Raw genomic sequence first — 17,979 nt, 5'->3', positions numbered from 1 at the left:
GTCCGGCCGGTGGGGAAACGTTCAGCCACGTCATCGTTCCCCAGGGAAAAATATTCACGTCTCCCTCTGGCCTCGAAGGTGTGATCCTTCCTACACTCCGCTTTGTTGGATCAAGTGATCGACCAAGGGGGTGCCGCGTGGCTCGTAAGCTGGTCGCAGGCGTCTTGGTGCTCGGCCTCATAGGTGGGCTGCCCGCGCCCGCCCGAGGAGCCGCGAACTGGACGCCCGCCTACGACCTGGAGGGCGCCTGCGTCACCCTCCAGGCTTTCAACGGTTCGAACCCGCTCGGTTATGTCTGGAAGGACTCGGTCGGGTACGGCTTCAAGAGCGCCGTCGCCAGTGCTGAGCCGTTCCGGCTCGAGGCCACCCAACTCGGGCGCTACGTGCTCCGGGACCAGGACGGCGCGCCGCCCTACCAGAGTGTCGCGAACTGGGTGTGGGCCGGATCCGAGTACGGCGCCCGCGCCGACTGGACGGTCACCACCGACGGCACCAGCCACAAGTTCGTGAACACCGCCACCGGTCAGCAGGCCGGCTCCTACCTCGGTGGGCTCGGCACCGGCAGCGCCACCTTCAAACTCGCCCCGGCCAGTGGCTGCGCCGCCGTCCCGGACATCGCCACCGGCGTCACCGGCACCCCGTCCGCCGGCGTCGACGCCAACGGCAGGCTGGTCGGCTGGATCGACGCGCACGCGCACATCACCGCCGGTGAGGCGTTCGGCGGGGCCCTGCACTGCGGAGACGCCTACGCGCCCGGCGGTGTCACGGTCGCCCTCAAGGGCTGCGCGTCGCACGGCACCCTCGGCTGGGGCGCCCTGCTGGAGGCGATCATCGCCGGCACCGACCCGATCAACTCCGCCGAGGACGGCTGGCCCACCTTCGGCGACTGGCCGCAGTACGACACGCTGCTGCACGAGGCGTCCTACTTCCGCAGCCTGGAACGGACCTGGAAGTCCGGCCAGCGGGTGCTCAACGTGCTGCTGGTCGCGAACCGGGTGATCTGCGACCTCACGCCTACGCACACCTCCTGCAACGAGATGGACCAGATCCGCGCCCAGGCCCTCTACCTGCAGAAGATGCAGGACTATGTGGACGCCCGCAGCGGTGGCCCGGGTAAGGGCTGGTTCCGGCTGGCGAAGACCCCGGCCGAGGTACGCAGCATCGCCGCCCAGGGCAAACTCGCCGTCACGATCGGCGTGGAGAACTCCGAGATCTTCAACTGCCGGGAGATCAAGGGTGTCCCGCAGTGCACCACCGCCGACATCGACGCCGGGCTGAACGAGCTGGAGCGCCTGGGTGTCAGCGGCCTCTACCCGGTGCACAAGTTCGACAACGCGTTCGGCGGCACCCGGTTCGACGAGGGCGTCACCGGCGCGGCGATCAACGTCGGCAACCTGATCTCCACCGGCCACTGGTGGCAGGCGACCAGCTGCACCGGCCCGTCCGACAACGAGCAGCCCCTGGTCAGCGACGACATCGCCAAACTGCTCGAACTGGGCGTCGGTCTGCCCGCCGGCACGGTCCTCCCGGTCTACCCGAGCGGCAAGATCTGCAACACCCGTGGACTGACCGACCTCGGCACGTACCTCATCAAAGCGATGATGGACCGCGGCATGATCATCCACATCGACCACATGGGTGTGAAGACCGCGTCGGCGGTCCTCGACCTGGCCGAGCAGGCGAAATACCCCGGTGTCGCCTCCGTGCACACCTGGGCCGACCCGGCCCTGATCAACCGGACGCTCGGCGTCGGCGGCTTCGTCGCCAGCTACGCCTTCGCGGCCCACGACGACGGCCAGGGGACGCCTACCTTCCTCGACGAATGGCGCACCCACCGGGCGCTCGCCAACGGCTCGAAGATCACCGGGTACGGCGTCGGCACCGACGTGAACGGCCTGGGCCCGCAGGCGGCACCCCGCCTGGACGCCGGATCCAGTCCGCTCACCTACCCGTTCACCGCGACCAACGGCACCACGGTCGCCAAGCAGGTCTACGGCACCCGCACCTTCGACCTCAACACCGACGGCGTCGCCCAGTACGGGCTCTACGCCGACTGGGTCACCGACCTGATCAAGCAGGCCGGATCCGACGGCCCGCTGCTGAGGTCGCAGCTGCTCAGTGGTGCGGAGGCGTACACGGTGATGTGGGAAAGGTCCCGTGCGTGACGCTTGTCGAAGCGCCGGTCCGCCGGTCATGGATGATCGCTTACGCGCTCGCCATGATCGGCGTGGCCGCCGGCTGGTTCGGGCCGATCCAGATCCTGCTCCCGGAGCAGGCGGCCCGGCTCGCCGGCGACGACGGTAAGGAGGCGCTCCTCGCGCTGGTCACCGCCTGGGGCGCGGCGGCGTCCATGGTGGCCAATCCACTGTGGGGGGCGGTCTCCGACCGGCTCGGGCGGCGGCGGCCGATCTTCGTGGCCGGAACGCTCGTCGGCGTCGCGGGTCTTCTGGTGCTGTCCGTCGCGGACACCACGACGCTCATGGTCATCGGCTGGGTCCTGGTGCAGGTCGGGCTGAACGGGCCGCTGGCCGCGCTGGCAGCCATGATCGGCGACCAGGTGCCGGAGCGGCAGCGGGGCACGGTCGGCGCCCTCTTCGGGGTGGCGCAGATCATCGGCGTCATCCTGGGCACGGCGGTGGCCGTGGTGGCCGGATCCGCCACACCCGGCTACGTCGCCGTGGCGATCGCGGTGCCGGCTCTCGGCGCCGCGCTGCTGATCATCAACCGGGAACAGCCGGTGGCCGCCGTCCGGCGCGGGAGGATCCACTGGCCGGGCGGGCAGTTCGCCTGGGCCTGGGTGATCCGCTTCCTCCTCAACCTGGTCAACGCCCTGGTCCTGGTCTACCTGCTCTACTACCTGTCGGACGAGGTCGGCGTCGACGACGCGGCCACCTGGGTGCTGATCGTGACGGTGGTGAACGTGCTGTTCGCCGGCGTCTTCGGTTTCGCCGGGGGAGTGCTGTCCGACCGCTGGGAGAGGCGCAGGGTCTTCGTGGCGGCCGGGGCGGTCATCCTCGCCGTCGGCACCGTGCTGATGGCCCTCGTCCCGGTCGTGCCGGTGGTGCTGGCCGCGTCGGTGCTGGTCGGCATCGGCTGGGGGGCCTACATCGCGGTCGACATGGCCGTACTCACCCAGGTGCTGCCGGACCCGGACACCCGGGCCACCCTGCTCGGCGTCGCCAACGTGGCCGGGACCCTGCCACAGATGCTCGCTCCGGTGCTGGCCGCACCGATCGTCACCGCACTCGGCGGCTACCGCACGCTCTACCTGGTCACGGCCGGCTTCGCCGTGCTGGCCCTGGCCCTGCTACCCCGCCTCCGGGCGATCCACTGAAAGGAACCACCTTGTACCCCCAGTTCCCACCGGGATTCCGGTTCGGCATGTCCACCTCGGCCTACCAGATCGAGGGCGCGGTCGACGCGGGCGGCAAGGGCCCGAGCATCTGGGACACCTTCACCGCACAGGGCGGGACCGTCCGGCACGGCCAGGACGGCCGGGTGGCGATCGACCACTACCACCGGTACGAGTCGGACATCGCCCTGATCGCCGCGGCCGGGGTGCAGGACTACCGGTTCTCCTTCTCCTGGCCCCGGGTGCTCGCCGGTGACCTGGACTTCTACGACCGGCTCGTCGACACGATCGTGGCGAACGGACTGCGGCCCGTCCCGACGCTCTACCACTGGGACCTACCGCAGGAGTTCGAGGACGCCGGTGGCTGGATGAACCGGGACACCGCGCACCGGCTCGCCGACTACGCCAGCACCCTCGTGCTGCGGCTCGGCGACCGGGTCCGGGACTGGATCACGATGAACGAGATGAACGTGCACACCCTCTACGGGTACGCGCTCGGCGATCACGCCCCGGCGCGGGGGCTCGGGCTCGGGGCGTTGCCGGCCGGGCACCATCAGCTGCTCGCCCATGGGCTGGCGGTGCAGGTACTGCGTACCCATGGAGCCCGCGGTGTGGGGGTCGCCAGCCAGCACTTCCCGGTGATGCCGGCCAGCGAATCCGCCGAGGACGTCGCGGCGGCGACGCTCTTCTCCGACCTCACCAACTGGACGTTCTCCGACCCGATCCTGCTCGGCGACTATCCGAGCGAGCTGATCCGGGCCGGTGTCGGCGTGCCGGACGCGCAACTGGACCGGGATCTCGAACTGATCCGGGCGCGACTCGACTTCTACGGGGTCAACTACTACGAGCCGACGATGATCGAGGCGCCGCGGGTGGGGAAGGACTACAGCGGGGTCCTCGAAGTGGATATCCCGGACGGGATGCCGTTTTCCCCGGTGCCGGTGAAGAGCGACGAACGCACCGATTTCGGGTGGGCGATCGTGCCGTCGGGCCTCACCGAGATCCTGGTCACGTTGCATGAGCGGTACCCGGCGCTGCCGCCGGTAATCATCACCGAGAACGGGGCGTCCTTCCACGACGCCGCGCCCGGCCCGGACGGCCGGGTGCACGACGAGCGGCGCATCGCCTATCTCGGCGCCCACCTCGCCGCGGTCGCCGACGCCATCGCCGCGGGGGTACGGGTGGACGGCTACTACGTCTGGTCGGCGATCGACAACTTCGAGTGGGCGGCCGGGTTCGACGAGCGCTTCGGCCTGATCCACGTCGACTTCGACGACCTGTCGCGGACGCCGAAGGACTCCTACTACTGGTACCGGGATCTGATCGCCGCGCAGGCGCCCTAACCGCGCAGCTGGTCCACGAACTGGTTGGCGAGGCGGGACAGCCGGTCGGCACGTCCCTCCTCGGCCCAGCCGTCCACCAGGCTCAGCAGGGTGCTGCCCTCGACCAGGATGATGAAGTCGTCGATCACAGCCTCGTCGTCCACCCCGGCCCGCAGCTCGCCCAGCTCCCGCGCCTCCCGTAGGCAGTTGATCAGGTGCACCCGGATCGCCCGGTGCGAATCACGCCGTGACCCGGCCAGCCGTGGGTGCGACAGCGCCGCCCCGGCGAACGCCACGTTCACATGCGCGTCCGCGGCCCGCTCCTCGTCCAGCGGGAGCACCGCCTCCAGCGCCGCACGCAGCCCGTCCAGCCCGAACAGGTCGCCGCCGATCTCGAAGGCCCGCTCCACGATCCGGTCGTAGATCGCCTTCTGCGCGGCCACCAGGATGTCGTCCTTGCCGCCCAGGAAATGCGCCAGCACACTCAGCGAACAGCCCGCCTCGTCGGCGATGGCCCGGGTCGTGGTGCCCTCCACCCCGCGTGCCCGAACGACCCGCCAGGCGGCAGCCAGCAGCTCCGCCCGTCGCAGGTCGTGATCCACCAGCTTCGGCACGGGCACAGCCTATCCATCGCCGTCCCGCCGGTTTCCCGACGCCGAACACGCCGGGTGACCGTCGGCACCGATCCTCGCCGGCCCGCACGGTGGGGTGTCAGTTGACGGCCGGCTCGCGGACGGTCAGGTGACCGACGCGACGGGCCAGCGGGAGGGCCGCCAGCACGGCGATCACCGGGATCAGGAACGCCCACCGCAGGCCGATCGGCTCGGACAGCGCACCCAGCAGCACCGCGCCGAGCAGAGCACCGCCGTAGTTGAACAGGTTCACCTTGGCGATCACCTCGTCGCTGCTCTCCATCGCCGCCTCGCCGGCCGCGCTGAACGCCAGCGGCACCAGCACGCCCACCCCGATACCGGCGATCGCGAAGCCGGTCACCGCCGCGCCGATCGCCGGAAGCGCCACGACCAGACCGCACCCGATCCCGCACACCGCCAGCGCGCCGAGGGCGACCGGCGCCCGGCCGGCCCGTGGCACCAGATGGTCGGCCAGCAGGCGGCTGACCAGGACCGCGCCCTGGTAGGCGGCGTAGCCCAGCGGGGCCACCGAGGCGGCCGCCGCGAGCGAATCCTGCAGGTAGACCGAACTCCACGTGCTGACCGCCGAGTCCACCAGGAACGCCGTGAAGATCAACATGCCGCAGACGAGCACGATCGGGCGTACGCTCCGGCCGCTCCCGGCATGCGCGACACTCGACCGCAGGGTCCGGCCCGGTTCGAACCGTCGCCAGCCGATCAGGCCCACCAGGATCGCGTACACCGCCGCCACCCCGACCGCCACGGCCGCGCCGGCACCCGATTCCAGCGAACCCGACATGATCAGCGCGGCGATGATGGCGGCGGCCGTGTACGCGGCGAACAGGCGGCTCATCACACTGCGGCCGAGCCGGGCCTGCACCAGCACCCCCTGCATGCTGAGGGACGCGTCGACCGCGCCGAGGCCTATGCCGTACCCGAAAAGGATCACGGCGAAGATCGCGTTGGGTGACCAGACGGTGGTCCCGGCGAGCCCCGCACCGGCCAGGAACAGGCCCGACGCGAGCGCGTAGCGGCTGCCCCAGCGGGCGGCGACGCGGTCGGCCAGGATCGATCCGCCGGCTGCCGCGACCACCACCAGCAGCAGGAGCGCGGACACGAACGTGTCGTCGATGTGCTGGCGGTCCTTGAACGTCGGCAACGCGGTCACGACTGCGGCATAGCCCAGGCCCTGCGCGGCGTATCCGGCGCCGATCAACCGGGCCCGCGCGCCGGCCGGCATGCCGCCCGCGCTCTCGTCGTCCATCGATGCCTCGTTTCGCTGTCAGCAGCACGTGTTCCTGATCACAGGTCCGTCAGCGCAGCATGCCGCCCACGATCGCCAACAGCAACATTTTCCGTGTAAACGAATCGCTTCACCCCGACTAGCCACACAAACCCGGCATGCCGGTCCCGGGCCGCCCGTTGCGGCTCCGCCTCAGGGAAGTGCGGCGAAGGCGTCACCCGGGCGCCAGGCGGCCCGCTCACGAGGGAAGGGCGGCCAGGGCGGGGGCGGCGGCACGTAGGGCAGGGAAGGTGTCACCCGGGCGCCAGGCGGCCCGCTCACGAGGGAAGGGCGGCCAGGGCGGGGGCGGCGGCACGTAGGGCGGCGAAGGCGTCACCCAGGCGCCAGGCGGCGCGGTCGCGGGGGCCGATCGGGTTGGAGATCGCGCGGAGCTCGGCGAAGGGCACACCGGCCCCGTCGGCGGCCACCGCGACGCCGTAACCCTCCATGGCCTCGGCCACGGCCCGCGGGAAACGGGTGGCGAGCCGGTCGGCGGTCGCGGCGGTTCCGGTGACGGTGGCGAGCGTGAGGACGTCGCCGGAGACCGCGCCGGGCAGAGCGGTCTCCAGAGCTTCGACAAGGCGCGGGGCGGCGTCCAGGACGCTGGTGCCGAAGCCGAGTTCCTCGATCGGCAGGAACCCGCCGGGGGATTCGGCGCCCAGATCGGCGGCGATGCTGCGGGTGGCGATCACCAGACCGCCGACGGCGGCGCGGCCGGGGAAGCCACCGGCGATCCCGGCACTGACCACCGCGCGGTAGGTGCGGCCGGCGAGCAGCCTCGCGGTCCCCGCGGCGGCCGCGGCGGGGCCCACTCCCACGGCCTCGACCACGACGTCTCCGGGGTCGAGGCCGGCCCGGACGGCATCGGCCTCAGCGGTCACCGCGGTCACGACCAGCAGGGGGTACGAACTCACGAGTCGCCATTCTCCGCGGGATCACCGTCGCGCGTCTCCGACCCGGCGGACGACGGCCGATAGACGTGGTAACCGGGCGGCGCCATCGGCGGCCCGGCACTGTCCACGTCGCCGCCACGGCCCCGGCCGCCGATGCCACCTGGTCGTCCGCCGCCCGGCCCCGCGTCGCCACGGCCCCGGCCGCCGATGTCAGCCGGTCGTCCGCCCCCCGGCCCGGCGTCGGCCCGGCCACTGTCGGAGCGGCCCGACGGGACCGGCCGGCCCGCGGGTGCCGGGCTCTTGCTCTTGCGCTGCCACCAGCGGCGGACGTCGGGTTCCGGATCGAGTCGCCGGGTGTCGCCGTCCCGGGACGGTGGGTCGGCGGGGTGCCGCCGGCCGGGAGTGCCGCCGGGGCGGGCGGTGCGATCGTCGCGGCCGGCCCGGCTTCCGGCGCCCTGGCCGGCCCGGCCCCGTCCCGAACCGGAGCGGGCTCCGTCGCCCCCGGCGGTCCACGGGTCGTCCGTCCAGGTCTCGTCGGCCTCGAGCCAGGCCGCCGGGTCGTCGTCCGGTGCGGTGCCGGCCCGGTCACCGGCCCCGCGGCCGGAACCCGTGCCGGCCGTCCCGGACCCGGGGCGGCCGCCGCCCGCGGTGTGCCGACGGTTCCCGCCGGCGCCCGGAGCACGCCGGAGGTCGGTGGTGTCGTCGGGGCTCGCGCCGGGCGTACCGCGGAGGTCGGTGGTGTCGTCGGGACCCGCGCTGGGCGTACCGCGGAGGTCGGTGCTTCCGCCTCGCGCGCCGCGGATGTCGGGGGCGGTGGGCGTACCGCTGAGGGGGTCGTCGTCGGGGACCGGGACGTCGGGCCGGCCCGCCAGCCTCTCGTTGTGCAGACGTGCCGCCGACCAGGCGGCCCGGGCCGCCGCGAGCACCGCGAGCAGTGCGGCGAAGGCGAGGCCGAGCCGTCCGTCGACGGGGATGAGGCCGAGGCCGCCGCCGGCCACCCAGGCGAGCATCAGCGCCGTCTCGGAGTGGGCGAAGGCGGTGGCCCGCTGCCGTTCCGGGACGCGTTCCTGGATGCTGGCGTCCACCGCGAGTTTGGCGAGGCCGCTGAAGGTCGCGGTGAGCAGCGCCAGCAGGGTGACCATCGCGAGGTTGTAGAGGATCGTGGTGAGCACGGCGACGCCGGCCGTCACGATCAGGCCGCTGGACTGGAGCGCCAGGGGCCGCCGGATCCGGAGGCCGGTGCCGGCCGCGGTGGACAGGAAGGTGCCCAGTGCCAGGGCGCCGCCGACCAGACCCACCGCCATGTTGCGGCCCAGCTCGTAGCCGAAGACCTCGGTGGTCAGCTGGTCGCCCATGATCGCGAAGGTGAGGAAGAGCAGCATGAAGCCGTAGAGCAGGCGCAGGCTGCTGCTGCCGATCAGGGTCGCGACGACCAGCCGGTTGGAGAGCGGACGATCCGAGTCGCGGCTGATACCCAGGACCGTGCGCCAGGGGCGGGGCATCGCCTCCGGTGGATCGGAGTCGGCGCGTGGTGGCAGGCGCAGCGCGACGACCATCCCGACGAGGAAGATGATGGTGGCGACCCGCAGCGGCCACTGTGGCCCGAACTTGAACGCGAGCAGCCCGATCGGTGCCACCAGAGCGCCGGCGAACGTGCCGTAGACGCTGGCCCGTGCGCCCACCTGGGACAGTCCGACGCCCTCGGGCAGCAGCCGGGGCACGGCGGCGGACCGGGCCACACCGTAGGCCCGGGAGAGCGCGAGCACGCCGAAGGCCGCCGGATAGAGGCCCCAACCGAGCAGGTTGTCGGACATCACATAGGCCAGGAAGGCCCGGCCCAGGAACGTGGTGGCCAGGGCGTAGCGCCGGCCGTGCCGGAAATGGTCGAGCAGCGGGCCGACCACCGGTGCCAGCAACGCGAACGGCACCATCGTGATCAGCAGGTAGAGCGCCACCTTGCTGCGGGCCTCGCCGAGCGGAACGCTGAAGATGGTCCCTGCGAGTCCGATGGCGATGAGCGCGTCACCGGCGCAGGAGACGGCGTGCAGGTCGAAGAGCCGGATCATGCCGACCTCGTTGGCCGCGCCCTTGGCACGGGCCAGGCCGACCCGGCGGGTGGCCCAGGCACCGCCACGCACCGAGCCGCGCACCACGAGACGGCCCGCTTTGATGCCGGTGCCGACGATGCGCCCGAGCGCGGAGAACTGCGGCATGGGAACCATCCTGACTGATCCGGGCGACCCGCGTCGCCTCTGACGCTCGGCTATCTGGGGAGTCGTTGCGGGTCACCCGGTTCGGTAGGCAACAATGGGCGGGTGACCTCCAGGACCACTTCCCGCGCCGCCCGACTCGACCAGGTCTGTGCCGATGCTGTCGGGGTGGCCCGTGGTGCCATCACCGAAGTGGACCCCAGCGACATCGGCGAGCATCTCGACGCGATCGCCGAAGGCGATCGTGTGGTTACCCACTTTTTCGAGAGCCACCTCGACGGCTACCGCGGCTGGCGGTGGGCCGTCACGGTGACCCGGGTGCCACGAAGCCGCCATGTGACCGTCTGCGAAACCGTCCTGCTGCCCGGGCCGGACGCTCTGCTCGCCCCCGGCTGGGTGCCGTGGAACGAGCGGGTGCAGCCCGGCGACCTCGGCGTCGGCGACCTGATGCCGACGGCCCCCGACGACGACCGTCTCGCCCCGGGCTATGTGCTCAGTGACGATGCCGCCGTCGAGGACGTGTCCTGGGAGCTCGGTCTCGGCCGGTCCCGGGTGATGTCCCAGGAAGGCCGGATGGAGACGGCTCAGCGGTGGTATGACGGTGACTCCGGCCCGGAGGCGCCGATCTCCTCCGCCGCCCCGCGTAACGCCCGTTGCGGCACCTGTGGCTTCTACCTGCCGCTCGCCGGTTCGCTGCGGACCATGTTCGGTGTCTGCGGCAACCTCTACGCGCCGGACGACGGCCGGGCGGTCAGCGCGGACCACGGCTGCGGTGCGCACTCCGAGGCGTTGCTGAGCGCGGTCGAGCAGCCGGTCGACGAGCTGCCCACGGTCTACGACGACAGCGAGGTCGAGTCGGTGGCGGTCAGCCGTGGCCACGGCTCGGTCGAGTCCGGCGACCCGGCCGAGGATTACGGCCACAGCTAGGCCTTCTCCTCCACCACCTGGAAATCCGGGTGGGTCAGCGCGCGGCGTCGTGCACGGCCCCGGTCGTGCACGACCATCGACAGTGTGCCCGGGATGCCCCACACCAGGCCCGCGACGCTGATCTCGACCCAGGACTGCGGCGCATTGCCGAGCCAGGTGACCAGGGATGCGACGGCGAAGGCGGCGACACCGGCGAGCGCGAACGGGACCATGGGTGGGTCCAGCGGTTCGGGCCTCGGTTTCGTCCCGGTCACCAGGGCCAGCACCGGCAGGGGTTCGCCGGCGTGCGTGGCGGGAGACAGGTCACTCACTCCGACAGGGTACGACCATCACGTACCGCATCGGCGCAGCGCGTGAGAGTTGTAACATCACTTCGCTTTTGCGGAGGTAGTTGCATCTGAAAGCATGCGCGCGTTCACCCCTGCGGCATCTTTCGGAAGGTCCCATGTCTGCTGATACCGAAGCGACCTCCGCGTCCCGCTTCGACCGGTTCTTCGAGATAACCAAGCGCGGCTCGACGGTGAGCCGGGAGATCCGTGGCGGTGTCGTCACGTTCTTCACGATGGCCTACATCGTGGTCCTGAACCCCCTCATCCTGGCCGGTGGCATCGACGCCGATGGTCAGAAACTGCCGATCACCGCGCTGGCCGCCGGAACCGCGCTGGTCGCCGGCGTGATCACCATCCTGATGGGTGTGGTCGGCCGCTTCCCCCTGGCGCTGGCCGCGGGCCTGGGCGTGAACGCGCTTGTCGCGTACGAGATCGCGCCGGAGATGACCTGGGCCGACGCGATGGGCCTGGTCGTCATCGAGGGTGTCCTCATCCTGATCCTGGTGCTGACCGGGTTGCGCACGGCCGTGTTCAAGGCCGTCCCGACGCAGCTGAAGACCGCTATCGGCGTGGGCATCGGCCTGTTCCTGATGATCATCGGTCTGGTCGACGCCGGTTTCGTGCACCGCATCCCGGACGCCGCGAACACCACGGTCCCGGTCGAGCTGGGCCTCGGCGGCAAGCTGGTGACCTGGCCGACCTTCGTCTTCGTGATCGGCCTGCTGTTCACGCTGGTGCTGTTCGTCCGCAAGATCAAGGGCGCCATCCTGATCGGCATCCTGGGCACCACGGTGCTGGCGATCATCGTGGAGGCGGTCGCGAAGCTCGGCCCGGCCGTGCTCAAGCCCGGCGGCTGGTCGCTGAACGTGCCGGCGATCCCGGACCAGATCATCGACACCCCCGACCTGTCACTGATCGGCGAGTTCAACGTGCTCGACTCGTGGACCACGGCCGGTCCGCTGGTGGTGCTGATGTTCGTCTTCACGCTGCTGGTGACGGACTTCTTCGACACCATGGGCACGATGGTCGCGGTCGGCCAGGAGGGTGAGCTGCTCGACTCCGAGGGCATGCCGCCGCGTACCAAAGAGATCCTGCTCGTCGACTCGGTCGCCGCGGTGGCCGGCGGTGCGGCCAGTGTGTCCAGCAACACGTCGTACGTGGAGAGCGCCTCCGGCGTCGGCGAGGGCGCCCGGACCGGTGTCGCCAGCCTCGTCACCGGCGCGCTGTTCCTGGTGGCGATGTTCTTCGCGCCGCTGGTGAAGATCGTCCCGTTCGAGGCGGCGTCCACCGCCCTGGTCGTGGTCGGCTTCCTGATGATCACCACGGTCCGCCAGATCGACTGGTCGGACTACACGATCGCGGTGCCGGCGTTCCTCACGGTCACGCTGATGCCGTTCACGTACTCGATCTCCAACGGCATCGGCGCCGGGATCATCACGTACGTGGTCCTGAAGGTGTCCACCGGCAGGGCGCGCGAGATCCACCCGCTGATGTACGGCATCGCCGCGCTGTTCGTGCTGTACTTCGCCCGGGGTCCCCTGGAATCCTGGATCCTCTGAGCTACTTCAAGCCGTCACCGGGTGCGCCAGCGGGCCCGGTGACGGCTGTCATATGGGTCAAGAGATGTCGTTAGCCATGCTCATTAGCTAGGCTAAGGACCGTGACGGAGCGGGTGATGACGACGGAGCGCACGACAGCGGACACGCTGGCCAAAACGCTGCGGGACGCGATCATCCGGTTCAGCCGGCGAGTCCGGCAGGCCCGCCCGGTCGGTGACCTGACGTTCAGTCAGCTCTCCGCGCTGACCAGCCTCCAACTGGCCGGTGCGCTGACTCCTCGTGAGCTCGCCGACGTCGAGCGGGTGCAGCCCCCGACGATGACCAAGATCGTCGGCAAGCTGGAGGAGCGCGGGCTCGTAGCGCGTACACCGCATCCGACCGACGGGCGCCAGGTGATCCTGGCCGCCACGGACGAGGGCCGGGCGGTCTACGCGTTGCATGAGCGGGCCCGCAACGAGTGGCTGGCCGCCGCGCTGGAGCGGCTCACTCCGGAGGAACGGGAAACCCTGGCGCAGGCCGCTGAGATCATGCAGCGAGTCGCGCGCGGCTGAGAAGCCCCTGGTCGCTCCGCTTCGTCACAACGGGATTTGTTCGCGACGGTGGAGACGTTCCATGTGACCTCATCCGTGCAGGCGGTCGAGGTAGGTCGCGAACAAACCCCGGCTTCTGACGCGTACGACGAAACTAGGGGGCGGCCGCTCTGAACGCCATGTTCCGATCCCTACAGGTCAAGAACTACCGGCTCTTCACCGCCGGGCAGATGGTGAAGCTGATCGGCGTGTGGATGATGTTCACCGCCCAGGACTGGCTGGTCCTCGAACTCTCCGGCAACTCGCCGGGTGCCCTCGGTATCGTGACGGCGCTCCAGTTCGTACCGGTGATGCTGCTGACCCTCTGGAGCGGGCGCCTGGCCGACCGGTACGACAAGCGCAAGCTGCTGGTCGCGGCGAACGCCGCCTTCGCGCTCTTCGCCATCGTCTTCGCCGTGCTGGTCGCGGCCGGGGTCGTCCAGCTCTGGCACGTGTTCGTCGCCGCGCTGTTCCTCGGCATCGCGAACGCCGTCGAGACGCCGGTCCGGCAGGCGTTCGTCTCCGAACTGGTCGAACTGCACCTGCTTCCGAACGCGCTGGCCCTGTCCGCGGCGACCTTCAACGTGGCCCGGATCAGCGGCCCGGCCCTGGCCGGAGTGCTGCTCGCGCTGCTGTCCACGCCCGGCGTGTTCCTGATCTCGACGGCGCTGGCGATCGCGCCGGTCTTCACCTATCTGCGGATGCGCCCCGAAGACCTCTACCGGACCGAGCGCCGGACCCGCGGCGGGGCCCGGGTGATCGACGGCCTGCGGTACGTCGGGAAGCGTCACGACCTGCTGCTGCCGATCTGCATGATGGCCGTGATCGGCATGATCGGATTCAACTTCCCGGTCACCCTGGCCGCCCTCGCGAAGATCGACTTCAACGCTGGCCCGTCGACGTTCGGCCTGCTCACCACATGTCTGGCGATCGGGTCGCTGGGTGGGGCGCTGGCCGGCACCCGGCGACAGTCCCGCCCCGGGCCGTACCTGGTGATCGGTGCCGCTCTGCTCTTCGGGGTCTTCGAGTTCGCGGTCGGGTTCGCGCCGAACTTCGTCACTGCCGCGCTGCTGCTGGTGCCGACCGGGTTCTTCTCGATCTACCTGGCGCAGGGCTGCAACCACCGGGTTCAGATGGGCGTCGACGCCGAGTTCCGGGGCCGGGTGATGTCCCTCTACGTCCTGGTCTTCCTCGGCACCACGCCGATCGGGGCGTCGCTGTCCGGCTGGTGGGGCGAGCGTTTCGGGGTGCCGTCGAGCATCTGGGCGGCCGGCCTGGTCAGCTTCGTGGCGGCGGTCGGCGCGCTGATCTGGCAGCTGCGGGTCAGCGGCGACCGGTTCCGGTTCACCCTCGGATCGCGGCCGCGGATGCGCCTGGAGATCGCCGAGCCGGTACCACCCGCCCCGGAGCCGACCCCGCCCGGCACGCAGGCCGCCGAGCCGGTCCCGCCGCGCCCGCACGCGGAGCCGCTCGCCCGGTCTGGTTCGGGCATCAGCGTCTGAATCCGCACCTACCGTGATGTTGGCACGGTCGGCTCCACCGAACGGGTATTCCCGCCTGCCCGGTCAGCGCCTAGCGTCGAACCGTGGCGATCGCGCACATTGCTGTGCTGGCGGCGGCGCTGTCAGCGCTGCTCATTCTGCCGTGCGCCGCAACCATCATGATCACTGGCGGGGCCGGCGATCTCCGCCGCCTGCTCACCCGCCGCGGTCGCAGAGAGTTGCGTGATGAGCATCACCGCGAGCGAGCCTCCGGCCGGCGTGTGGTCCGGCGCTACCGCCGCCGCGTCGACCGGGGCCCCCGCGGCCGCGACGACCGCGCCCACCGCCGTCTGGACCGCACGATGCGCGCATGGGACCTGGCATCGCGCCTGGCGGTGCTGCGCATGCCGACGATCGAGCAGATCGCGTACGACCTGCGCCGCCTCGACCATCAGCGCCGCTCCGGGCCGTACGGCGAGGCCTACCGGGCGGCCGTGATGACCGCCTACGACACCCGGCTGCGGCTGGCCTGCCGCTGCCTGGGCATCCGGGAGTTCCTGCACGGGCTGGAAGGCGTGGAACTCGATTTCGAACGCGTCCGCGTCGAAGGGCTGCTGGAGGCGGCCGGTCTGGTCCTGCGCCACGAGCCCGGCCCGGCCTTCTGACCCGCCCCCGATGCGCCCCGCAGTTCGGGGTCAGGCGATCTGCGGCCGCGGCGCGCCCGGCTCGGAGCGCCGGGCCAGGAGCATGGCCACGACTGCGGAAGTGATCGCGCCGACCATGCTGGGCACTCCCACCTCCCCCCGCGCGACGTAGGAGAACGCCGACGCGGTGAGCACGCCGGTCGTGTAGGCGAGCCCGACGGGCAGGACGACGAGAGCGGACCGCGCCGGCAGCAGGGCCCCCACCAGGAGAACCGCGCAGAGGATCAGGTCGGGGACGAGGAAGAGATTGTCCGCACGCCAGGAGTCGTGCAGGAACAGGAAGACGAAGGTGGTCAGGCTCAGGACGGCCGCGGTCACGCGGCCCACGAGAAGCAATCGCATGTCTACACCGTAGACGTGAGGGCGAGATCATGTCTACGGCGTAGACTTCCGTTCCGTGCCAAAGCTGACCCCCGCCCGGATAGCCGACGCCGCCCTCACCCTGGGCGACCGGGACGGCGCCGCCGCCATGTCCATGCGCCGCATCGCCGCCGACCTCGGCTGCGATCCGATGGCGATCTACCGGCACTTCCCCAACCGGGAGGCGTTGCTCGACGCCGTCGCCGACCTCGCCCTCACCGACGTCACCGACCCCGGCCCCGGCCTCCCGTGGGACCAGCGCCTCAGCGCCATCCTCGGAGCCGTCCGGGCGGCGGCCCTGCGGCATCCGGGAATCGCCGCCCACATCGCGGCACGCCCGCCACTCGGCCCCCAGGGCCTGCGGCTCGCCGCCGGGCTCACCGCCGCCCTCACCGAGGCGGGCCTGTCACCGTCAGCGGTCGTCCAGACCATGCAGACCCTCATCGCGTACGTGGCCGCGGCGCTCGCCATGGCTGACAACGCGGGCGTACGGGACGAACGCTGGCACCAGGTCAGCCAGGCGATGAGCGGCCTACCGGGCCCGGCAGTGCCCGCCGGGACGCTGCCGGTGGTCGGCTCCCTCGAACAGTTCGACTACGGGCTGCGGCTCCTGCTCCACGGCATCCGGGCCGAAGCCGGGCGCGATCCCGGCCGTCGCGCGGATGAGTGACGGCTCGCGGGTGGGCGCCTACCGCGCCACGGGATGCGTCGACAGCGGCAGGTAGTCGCCGTCCACGCTGTCCACCAGGGCGATCTCGTTCACCGACCAGGACGGTCCGCGGTAACCGTCCAGGGTGGTGGCGAGGCGGCGATCGTACCGATAGGTGATCGTGAGGTGCGGCCGGAACGGTCGCGCGTCGACCGGGAAACCGGCGTCCTCCACAGCGCTCCGGACCTCCTCCCGGAAGGCGGCCAGCGGGTCCACGTCGCCGTGTACGCCGGTCCAGACCACCGAGCCGAACCGGCCCGCCCCGGCCAGCCGCAGACTGATCGGCCCGGGTGCGGGCACACCGGCGAGGGTCGCGGCGAGGACCGGCACGTCCTCGTCCGGGACGTCACCGACGAAGACCAGCGTGACGTGCCATTTCTCCGGCCGGCGGGCAGCCGGTGCCGGAAGATGCCGGCGCAGGTGATCGACGGCCTCCTCGGACGGGAAGACCGCGACGAAGAGCCGGCTCAGGAGGACTCGCGGGCCGCCGGCCCGCCGCCGAACAGCACGTCGTCCCAGCTGGGGAGCCGCTTGCGAGGCTTGTTGCTCTCCTCGGCGTCGTTGCCCGCCTGGTTGTTGCCCTGGCCCACCGTGCGGCGAGGCCGCAGCACCGCGAGGGACGGCACGGCCGGCACCTCTTTCGGCAGGTCGGCGTCGTCGTCGAAGGCCGAACCGGAGCCACCGCCGAGCAGGGCGGCGGCACCGCCGGCGACCGGACGGCGAGCGGGCGGCTCCAGACTGCGGCCGGACGAACCCTCCAACGGCCGGTCCAGCGAGGCGAGCAGGGCGTCGCGGCTGGCCCGGATCGAGTCGCGGGTCGAACGGGCGGCGGCCGGGTCGGCGCTGGGCAGACCGTGGCCACCACGGGTCGGCTCGGTGCTGCGGGCCGGGCCCGGCAGGCCGTGGCCGCCACGCTCGGACGCCGGCTCCTGGCCGAGGATCTGGGTGGGCCGCTCGGCACACAGATACTGCGCCATGTCGTCGTGCGGGGAGACCACCTGGCGGCCCTTGTCGAGGTCCCAGATGGCCTGCGCGGTGGCCTTACCGGACGGCCAGGTGGCGACGATGCGCCAGGTGCCGTCGTCGCGGCGGAACGCGTCCCACGAGATCTTCTCGGTGTCGATGCCGTGCTGCGCGAGCCGGCTGTCGACCACCTCGGCCAGCGGCTGACCGGAGTCGGACGTCTTCAGCCGGGTGCGGCGGGCATGCTGCGCCAGCATGGCGCGCTCCTGCAGCACCGGGCCGGCGTAGCGGAGCACCCGGTCGACCGGCACACCCGCGATGCGGGCCACATCCTCCGCGGACTCGCCGGAGCGGATGCGGGCCTGGATGTCGCGCGGTGACAGGGTGGGCGTGTTGGCATCGGCGACGAGGACCGCGACCGCGCTGCCGGGGGCCACGGGACCCTCGTGGAGCGCGCCCGAGATCCGGTCGTCGATGGGGAGAGCCAGGAGCCTGCCGACCTCGTCGGCGAGCACCAGAGCCTGACCGTCCTCGGAAAGGGCGACGAAGCGTACCGGCCGCATGCGTTGCCTCCGTCCCGTCGCGTTTGGCCTGGACATCCCGAGAGTCATCCACCCGGGCGCGTTGCGGAACACGGTACGCGCCTTGGTCACCCAATGGGGGTAAGCCACGCCGTCAAGAAGCTGA

Annotated in this window: 16 protein-coding genes and 1 pseudogene; 9 read left to right on the top strand and 8 right to left on the bottom strand. The window is 71.3% G+C overall.

Features of this window, described 5'->3' with window-relative positions; translation table 11 throughout:
* Positions 1 to 137 precede the first annotated feature (137 nt).
* The 3 genes from BC793_RS45150 to BC793_RS45140 are packed head-to-tail and all read left to right on the top strand — an operon-like array spanning position 138 to position 4,695.
* A complete protein-coding gene (locus BC793_RS45150) occupies positions 138 to 2,165 on the top strand; it encodes an amidohydrolase family protein (protein WP_109602806.1) in 2,028 nt (675 codons plus the stop codon).
* Complete coding sequence (locus tag BC793_RS45145; RefSeq protein WP_109602805.1) at positions 2,162 to 3,334, top strand: MFS transporter; 1,173 nt, start codon at positions 2,162 to 2,164, stop codon at positions 3,332 to 3,334. The genes BC793_RS45150 and BC793_RS45145 overlap by 4 nt, the downstream gene beginning before the upstream one ends.
* 11 nt (positions 3,335 to 3,345) lie before the next feature.
* Positions 3,346 to 4,695 (top strand): GH1 family beta-glucosidase, encoded by a 1,350-nt coding sequence (locus tag BC793_RS45140; protein ID WP_109602804.1) that lies wholly within the window; start codon positions 3,346 to 3,348, stop codon positions 4,693 to 4,695.
* Here the strand turns inward: BC793_RS45140 and BC793_RS45135 are convergent.
* From BC793_RS45135 to BC793_RS45120, 4 genes and pseudogenes are all read right to left on the bottom strand, one after another.
* Entirely contained in the window at positions 4,692 to 5,288 is a 597-nt protein-coding gene (locus tag BC793_RS45135; RefSeq protein ID WP_109602803.1) for a TetR/AcrR family transcriptional regulator, read from the bottom strand. The genes BC793_RS45140 and BC793_RS45135 overlap by 4 nt on opposite strands.
* Before the next feature lie 97 nt (positions 5,289 to 5,385).
* Positions 5,386 to 6,570: an MFS transporter gene (locus tag BC793_RS45130; protein WP_109602802.1), complete on the bottom strand. Its 1,185-nt coding sequence runs from the start codon at positions 6,568 to 6,570 to the stop codon at positions 5,386 to 5,388.
* Between the two features lie 296 nt (positions 6,571 to 6,866).
* Positions 6,867 to 7,502, bottom strand: coding sequence for a futalosine hydrolase (locus tag BC793_RS45125; RefSeq protein WP_109602801.1), 636 nt, complete (start codon positions 7,500 to 7,502; stop codon positions 6,867 to 6,869).
* 749 nt (positions 7,503 to 8,251) lie between these two features.
* Positions 8,252 to 9,694, bottom strand: a pseudogene (locus BC793_RS45120) (MFS transporter); the annotation flags it as partial.
* 39 nt (positions 9,695 to 9,733) lie between these two features.
* Between BC793_RS45120 and BC793_RS45115 the strand changes: the two are divergent.
* Positions 9,734 to 10,618 carry a DUF3027 domain-containing protein gene (locus tag BC793_RS45115; RefSeq protein WP_307784601.1) on the top strand — a complete coding sequence of 295 codons (885 nt, stop codon included), beginning with the start codon at positions 9,734 to 9,736 and terminating at the stop codon, positions 10,616 to 10,618.
* Here BC793_RS45115 and BC793_RS45110 read toward each other — a convergent pair.
* Positions 10,615 to 10,830: a DUF2530 domain-containing protein gene (locus BC793_RS45110; protein ID WP_109602829.1), complete on the bottom strand. Its 216-nt coding sequence runs from the start codon at positions 10,828 to 10,830 to the stop codon at positions 10,615 to 10,617. The two genes, BC793_RS45115 and BC793_RS45110, sit on opposite strands and share 4 nt — an antisense overlap.
* Positions 10,831 to 11,063: 233 nt before the next feature.
* Between BC793_RS45110 and BC793_RS45105 the strand changes: the two genes are divergently transcribed.
* The 4 genes from BC793_RS45105 to BC793_RS45090 all read left to right on the top strand — a co-directional run bounded on the left by BC793_RS45105 (position 11,064) and on the right by BC793_RS45090 (position 15,221).
* Entirely contained in the window at positions 11,064 to 12,506 is a 1,443-nt protein-coding gene (locus tag BC793_RS45105; protein WP_109602799.1) for an NCS2 family permease, read from the top strand.
* A gap of 101 nt (positions 12,507 to 12,607) precedes the next feature.
* Positions 12,608 to 13,057, top strand: a complete 450-nt coding sequence (locus BC793_RS45100; RefSeq protein ID WP_373871329.1) for a MarR family winged helix-turn-helix transcriptional regulator — start codon at positions 12,608 to 12,610, stop codon at positions 13,055 to 13,057.
* 158 nt (positions 13,058 to 13,215) lie between these two features.
* Entirely contained in the window at positions 13,216 to 14,577 is a 1,362-nt protein-coding gene (locus BC793_RS45095; protein WP_109602798.1) for an MFS transporter, read from the top strand.
* Between the two features lie 83 nt (positions 14,578 to 14,660).
* Positions 14,661 to 15,221 carry a hypothetical protein gene (locus BC793_RS45090; protein ID WP_109602797.1) on the top strand — a complete coding sequence of 187 codons (561 nt, stop codon included), beginning with the start codon at positions 14,661 to 14,663 and terminating at the stop codon, positions 15,219 to 15,221.
* 30 nt (positions 15,222 to 15,251) lie between these two features.
* Here BC793_RS45090 and BC793_RS45085 read toward each other — a convergent pair whose 3' ends face one another.
* A complete protein-coding gene (locus BC793_RS45085; protein ID WP_146246751.1) occupies positions 15,252 to 15,602 on the bottom strand; it encodes a hypothetical protein in 351 nt (116 codons plus the stop codon).
* A 55-nt stretch (positions 15,603 to 15,657) separates the two neighbouring features.
* Here BC793_RS45085 and BC793_RS45080 point away from each other — a divergent pair, with 55 nt between their 5' ends.
* Positions 15,658 to 16,290: a TetR/AcrR family transcriptional regulator gene (locus tag BC793_RS45080; RefSeq protein WP_109602795.1), complete on the top strand. Its 633-nt coding sequence runs from the start codon at positions 15,658 to 15,660 to the stop codon at positions 16,288 to 16,290.
* Between the two features lie 18 nt (positions 16,291 to 16,308).
* Here BC793_RS45080 and thpR read toward each other — a convergent pair whose 3' ends face one another.
* Both thpR and sepH read right to left on the bottom strand, forming a co-directional pair.
* A complete protein-coding gene (gene thpR / locus BC793_RS45075) occupies positions 16,309 to 16,800 on the bottom strand; it encodes an RNA 2',3'-cyclic phosphodiesterase (RefSeq protein WP_275416314.1) in 492 nt (163 codons plus the stop codon).
* Positions 16,797 to 17,855, bottom strand: coding sequence for a septation protein SepH (gene sepH, locus BC793_RS45070; RefSeq protein WP_109602794.1), 1,059 nt, complete (start codon positions 17,853 to 17,855; stop codon positions 16,797 to 16,799). The genes thpR and sepH overlap by 4 nt, the downstream gene beginning before the upstream one ends.
* Between the last annotated feature and the right edge of the window lie 124 nt (positions 17,856 to 17,979).

Source organism: Actinoplanes xinjiangensis, assembly GCF_003148685.1.
GTDB lineage: Bacteria > Actinomycetota > Actinomycetes > Mycobacteriales > Micromonosporaceae > Actinoplanes > Actinoplanes xinjiangensis.
Note: the sequence above shows the minus strand (reverse complement) of the source record. Positions and strands in the feature narration are given on the sequence as shown.